This window comes from Adonisia turfae CCMR0081 (assembly GCF_011009555.1).
Taxonomy (GTDB): Bacteria; Cyanobacteriota; Cyanobacteriia; order Phormidesmidales; family Phormidesmidaceae; genus Leptothoe; species Leptothoe turfae.
In genome coordinates this window covers 215,281-221,447 of record NZ_QXHD01000004.1, presented here as the reverse complement: position 1 = coordinate 221,447, position 6,167 = coordinate 215,281, and the positions used below count along the sequence as shown (strand labels likewise).

Here is a 6,167-nt window from a genome sequence, read left to right as displayed (position 1 = left end):
GCCACCGCCGCTCTCAAACTAATGGCCAGCCAGGGTACCCTTTTTGTCCGTACCCATGCTGATGTCAGTGAAGCCAGTCTAACTGCGTTGCAAGGCTTGCTCGAAGTGCGTGACACCGTCAAAGACTGGATGACCGTCCAAGTTGTCGCCTTTCCCCAAGATGGCATTTATGGCGGCCCCAAAAACGACGACCTGATGGAAGAAGCGATCAAACAAGGAGCCGATGCCGTCGGTGGCATTCCCCATTACGAACTCACCCGCGAAGATGGTGTCCGCTCCGTCCACCGCATCTTCGAACTCGCCCAAAAATATGATCGTCTGATCGATATCCACTGCGACGAAATCGACGACGACCAATCTCGCTTTCTCGAAGTCGTCTCCGCCTGCGCCTTGCGCACTGGTTTAAACGAAAAAGTCACCGCCAGTCACACCACCGCATTTGGCTCCTACAACGATGCCTATGCCTTCAAACTCATGGGCTTCCTAAAACGGTCCCAGATTAACTTCATCGCCAATCCCCTGATCAATATCACCCTTCAGGGCCGCACCGATACCTACCCCAAACGCCGTGGCCTCACCCGTGTTAAAGAACTGTGGCAAGCTGGTTTGAACGTCAGTCTCGGCAATGATTGCATCCAGGATCCCTGGTACGGTCTCGGCATGGGCCATATGCTCGATGTTGTCTCCATGGCTGTTCACGTTTGCCAAATGACGGGTCTTAAAGAACTGGATGCCTGCTACGACATGGCAACCATCTGCGGAGCCAACACCCTAAACCTGCAAGACTCCTACGGTATAGATGTTGGCAAACCCGCTAACCTGATTGTGTTGGACTGCACCAGCAAATATGAAGCCATCCGCTGTCGACCCGTCGTCAGTCATGTGATTTCTCGTGGAAAAGTACTGGTGGAGACAACCCCGCCTGAGATTAAGTGGCAACAAGAGGTGGGATGATTGTGGGGGCGTTACATGCAACGCCCTTACTTGCCTAGCGTTTATCATTGAAATACTTCATTCTGCGGAGACAGGTCGATGACAGCAGCTAAAAAAGTTCGCTGGACGGTAGATGACTTAGAGAGCCTGCCTGACAGTAGCGATCGCTTTGAAATCATTGATGGAGACCTGCATGTGACTAGAGCACCCCATTGGAAACATCAGGATGTTGCCGGTGCCATTTATGCAGAACTTTTGGCCTGGTCTAAGAAATTGCCATTGGGAAAACCTATCTTTACTCCAGGAGTGATTTTTTCCCCTACCAATGCAGTCATTCCCGATCTCATTTGGGTCAGCAATGAGCGAATTGAAACATTGATGGACGATGCAGGTCATCTGACAGGGGCACCTGAACTGGTGATTGAGGTCCTATCTCAGTCGCAGAAGGATAAAGATCGTGATAGAAAATCTAAACTTAAACTTTATTCTGTGGAAGGTGTCCAAGAATATTGGATCTTTGATCGCGAACAGCAAATGGCTGAGGTTTTTCGTCGCGAAGACGGCATTTTGGTTAAAGTCCTTACTCTCTATGCTAAAGACACATTAACCAGTCCTTTATTGCCAGACTTTAGCTGCGGGGTTGCCTCCCTTTTTGATTAGTGCGATGGCGTCAGCGTTGACTAGTCAGTTTGCAAAATCCTTTGCCCAGGGCGTGCACAAGGCAACGCCTCTTTTGCCCAGGGCGTGCACAAGGCAACGCCTCTTTTGCCCAGGGCGTGCACAAGGCAACGCCCCTACTTTGCCATCCTCACAGACAGACAGACATTGCATGCAACGTCTCGATCCCTTTTGCCACACTTAACACCACATGGTTAAACTCTATGACTTACCATAAAGAAATGTTTTGCTAGTACTAGTACTGATTTATCAGTCTAGTTATGATTTACCTGCCTGAGCTGTAACCCTATCCGCCCCATGCCCCAGTCAAAGACCTCGAAAACGGCCAAGACACGCAAGTCGAGCGGCAACGGCAAAGCCGCTAATGGCAAGGTGACGACTAATGGCAGGGCAGCAAAAACTAAACTGACGAACCTATCGGATGACCTGATCCGCATTCGCGGTGCCCGTCAGCACAACCTAAAGAATATCGATCTGGACCTGCCCCGCAACCAGATGATCGTCTTTACGGGGGTGTCTGGTTCTGGTAAGTCATCCCTTGCCTTCGATACGATTTTTGCCGAGGGCCAGCGCCGCTACGTTGAATCCCTCAGTGCCTATGCCCGGCAGTTTCTAGGGCAGGTGGACAAGCCCGATGTGGATTCCATTGAAGGGCTGAGTCCGGCGATTTCCATTGATCAAAAGTCCACCTCCCATAACCCTCGCTCCACCGTAGGGACGGTAACTGAAATTTACGACTATCTGCGATTGCTTTATGGTCGGGCAGGTCAACCCCATTGTCCCCATTGCGATCGCTCCATTGCCCCCCAGACCATTGACCAAATGCTGGATCGGGTGATGGCCTTGCCAGACCGCACGCGCTTTCAGATTTTGGCCCCGGTGGTGCGCGGCAAGAAAGGGACCCATGCTAAACTGCTGTCGGGATTAGCGGCGGAAGGCTTTGTGCGGGTGCGGGTGGATGGCGAAATCCGTGATCTCAGCGACAATATTGAGCTATCAAAGAATAAGATCCACGATATTGAAGTGGTGGTGGACCGCCTGGTGAAGAAAGACGATATCCAGGAGCGTCTGGCGGATTCCTTGGCTACCTGTCTAAAACGGGCTGAGGGCATTGCGGTTATTGATATTCTCGCTGATCGTAACAAGGACAATGTGGTGCCGCTCAAGGCTAAAAGTGGGGGTAAGGGCAAGAAGGCTGACATGCCTGTAGCGGCAGAGGAAGAGGGAGAATACGGTGCTGAATTGCCGTCAGAGCTAGTCTTTTCTGAGAATTTTGCTTGTCCAGAACATGGGGCGGTGATGGATGAACTGTCGCCTCGTCTGTTTTCGTTTAATTCACCCTATGGCGCTTGCCCTGACTGCCATGGGTTAGGCAGTCATCGGCGGTTTGCGGCAGATTTGGTGGTGCCTGATCCGAATTTGCCAGTGTATGCTGCGATCGCACCCTGGTCCGATAAAGATAACACCTATTATTTCTCTCTTCTTTACAGCGTTGGTCAAGCCTACGGGTTTGAGATTCAATCCACCTGGTCTAGCCTTACCGACGAACAGCGCGACATTATTCTCCACGGTTCCCCTGACAAGATTTATATCGAAACCGACTCCCGTTACCGCGACAAAAAGGGCTACGAACGCAAATATGATGGAGTGCTTCCCATTCTTGACCGACAGTACCGTGAGAGCACGTCCGATCTCTACAAACAAAAGCTCGAAAAGTATTTGATCGATCAAGTGTGTGAAACCTGTAATGGAGCCAGGTTGCGGCCAGAATCTCTTGCCGTCAGAATGGGGCCATACAACATTCTTGACTTTACCAGTGTTTCCATTCGTGATTGCCTATACAACATCGAAGATGTTATGGGTGAGCACGGAGAAGACTCCCTTCTCAGTAAGAAGCAACTTGCTATTGGTGAGTTGGTCCTTAAAGAAATTAAAGCTCGCCTTACATTTTTGTTGGATGTGGGGTTGGACTATCTCACCCTGGATCGTACTGCTATGACGTTGTCAGGTGGTGAGGCCCAGCGTATCCGCCTCGCAACTCAAATCGGTGCGGGTTTGACGGGGGTGCTATACGTTCTTGACGAACCCAGTATCGGTTTACATCAACGTGATAACGCACGGTTATTAAAAACCCTTGATCGTCTTCGTAATTTGGGTAATACCCTAATTGTGGTTGAACACGACGAAGATACCATTCGTGCTGCCGACCACATTGTAGATATTGGGCCTAAGGCGGGTGTTCATGGTGGTGATATCGTTGTCAATGGTGATTTGAAGGCGCTATTAAAAAATAAAGAGTCTCTGACGGGCGCTTATCTGTCAGGGCGAGAGAGTATTGGTACACCCGCTGAACGCAGACCAGGTAATAACCGCAAGCTACAAATTCGCAATGCCCATCGCAACAATCTGGAGAATATCGATGTTGATATTCCCCTAGGTAAGTTTGTCTGCATCACAGGTGTTTCTGGTTCTGGTAAATCCACCTTGATTAATGAGTTGCTTTACCCGGCTCTGCAACATCATTTTGGTAGCAAAGTGCCTGAACCTAATCAGATGGAGCCGATTAAGGGGCTTAAAGCCTTAGATAAGGCCATCGTCATTGATCAATCACCCATTGGTCGTACACCGCGCTCGAACCCGGCTACCTACACAGGGGTGTTCGATGTTATTCGCGATTTGTTTGCTGAGACTATTGAGGCTAAAGCGAGGGGTTATAAGCGTGGGCAATTCTCTTTTAACGTTAAGGGTGGGCGCTGTGAAGCCTGCGGTGGTCAGGGCGTGAATGTGATTGCCATGAACTTTCTGCCCGATGTATACGTTCAGTGTGAGGTGTGCAAAGGTGCACGCTACAACCGTGAAACTTTGCAGGTGAAATACAAGGGCAAAACGATTTCCGATGTGCTGAATATGACGGCTGAAGAGGCCCTGAAATTCTTTGAGAATATCCACAAGGCGGCCAATAAGTTACAGACCATGGTGGATGTGGGTCTGGGCTATATTCGCTTGGGGCAGACGGCTCCCACCCTTTCTGGTGGTGAGGCTCAGCGCATGAAGCTGGCCTCTGAATTGGCCCGTCGCTCTACAGGTAAAACCATGTATCTGATTGATGAGCCGACTACGGGCTTATCTTTCTACGATGTTCACAAACTGCTGGATGTGGTGCAGCGTTTGGTGGACAAAGGTAATTCTGTGGTGATGATTGAGCACAACCTGGATGTAATCCGCTGCTGCGACTGGGTGATTGATCTAGGTCCTGAAGGGGGCGATCGCGGTGGTCAAATTATCGCTGAGGGTACACCCGAAGAAGTCGCTCAGGCGGAAAATTCTTATACAGGGCATTATTTGAAGCATGTGCTGGAGCAACATCCACCTACAGCGTAATTGAGGAGATATGGAGATTTTGGGATGATGTGCAGCATGTGAGATGTAGGTTGGGTTAATGAAAGGTTTTGATGGGTGCAAGGGTTCAGGAGTTTGGATAACCCAACCTACGGGGAATTGAAACCTAAGCCGCTGACTCGGTGGAGGGTTCGCTATCCGCTGGGATTTGGCTTTCAAGCTCGCCAATGGCTGCATTGATAGCCGCTAGCTGCACCTGTAGCCGGTTACGGCTGGTCTTTAGCCAATGAAGTTTCATCTTTTGGCAATTGGCATAGAAATTGGCGTAATCACTATTGGTGCAGTTTTCAGATGCATGGGGTTTACAAAATGGGAAAAACATGACGGCAGGCTAATACAAAGAGGTACGCCTATAGGCTACCAACTTTCTAAAAAGGATGTGGTCAGGCTCGCTAACTAGAAATGATGCGGTGAAGCTTGCTAACTATGATCCTGACAAATACCTGAAACCTTAAAGGAGGTTGGTTGATAAGCTCAAGGATACTAAGTTTTTCTAAATGGCTATACCTGATTTAATGATTTTTTGGCAAACTGAAGTGAGGGCAAAATCCCTTGGGGTTTGCCAAATGGCTAGAACCTTGATAATTGAATAGTTTTAGGTTTCTTAGATGTATGGGTTGCGATCGCAATCAGATAAATCTATTGCTTGGTTTTGACCTTTGCCAAAATTACCGGTAGAAACCTTATCTGATAATCGTTTGGGCCTACGGACTCGCCAAACACCAATCCCGACAACCGGGACTGAAACGTCAGCGTATTAGGCTTCAATCTGGTACGGGAAGCTCGCCAAACACCAATCCCGACAACCGGGACTGAAACAGTATACCTTTCTCGATAATAATGGAGTTCTTCAGACCTCGCCAAACACCAATCCCGACAACCGGGACTGAAACGTTATTGCTACTCTTTCTGATGAGGTTGTTGATGACTCGCCAAACACCAATCCCGACAACCGGGACTGAAACATAGGCAGGGTTTTAGACGATTTCGATACGTTGAGCTCGCCAAACACCAATCCCGACAACCGGGACTGAAACTTGAGTGGGAGTTTTTCGAACTCCCGGATGGTTACACTCGCCAAACACCAATCCCGACAACCGGGACTGAAACGCTCAATTGAGCCAACGAGTTTTAGAAGGGGCATTGCTCGCCAAACA

The 6,167-nt window shown here is 49.4% G+C and carries 4 protein-coding genes and 1 CRISPR repeat array; of the genes, 3 read left to right on the top strand and 1 reads right to left on the bottom strand.

The genetic code is table 11. The features are described from left to right. From DXZ20_RS05180 to uvrA, 3 genes are all read left to right on the top strand, one after another. Positions 1–954: amidohydrolase family protein (locus DXZ20_RS05180; protein WP_163703408.1), on the top strand; the 954-nt coding region annotated here is incomplete at its 5' end. A gap of 78 nt (positions 955–1,032) precedes the next feature. Next, complete coding sequence (locus tag DXZ20_RS05175) at positions 1,033–1,593, top strand: Uma2 family endonuclease (RefSeq protein WP_163670111.1); 561 nt, start codon at positions 1,033–1,035, stop codon at positions 1,591–1,593. Positions 1,594–1,908: 315 nt separating this feature from the next. Further along, on the top strand, positions 1,909–4,992 hold the full coding sequence (gene uvrA / locus DXZ20_RS05170; RefSeq protein ID WP_163696844.1) for an excinuclease ABC subunit UvrA: 3,084 nt from the start codon (positions 1,909–1,911) through the stop codon (positions 4,990–4,992). A 124-nt stretch (positions 4,993–5,116) separates the two neighbouring features. Here the strand turns inward: uvrA and DXZ20_RS38160 are convergent, their stop codons facing one another. Then, a complete protein-coding gene (locus tag DXZ20_RS38160; RefSeq protein ID WP_284681662.1) occupies positions 5,117–5,248 on the bottom strand; it encodes a hypothetical protein in 132 nt (43 codons plus the stop codon). A 473-nt stretch (positions 5,249–5,721) separates the two neighbouring features. Further along, positions 5,722–6,120: a CRISPR direct-repeat array (repeat unit 37 nt; unit sequence CTCGCCAAACACCAATCCCGACAACCGGGACTGAAAC). Positions 6,121–6,167: the final 47 nt, after the last annotated feature.

Excerpts from the sequence above, each read along its gene's own strand:
- DXZ20_RS38160 (WP_284681662.1), bottom strand. The coding sequence starts at position 5,248 with ATGAAACTTCATTGGCTAAAGACCAGCCGTAACCGGCTACAGGTGCAG.
- uvrA (WP_163696844.1), top strand. The coding sequence starts at position 1,909 with ATGCCCCAGTCAAAGACCTCGAAAACGGCCAAGACACGCAAGTCGAGC.
- DXZ20_RS05175 (WP_163670111.1), top strand. The coding sequence starts at position 1,033 with ATGACAGCAGCTAAAAAAGTTCGCTGGACGGTAGATGACTTAGAGAGC.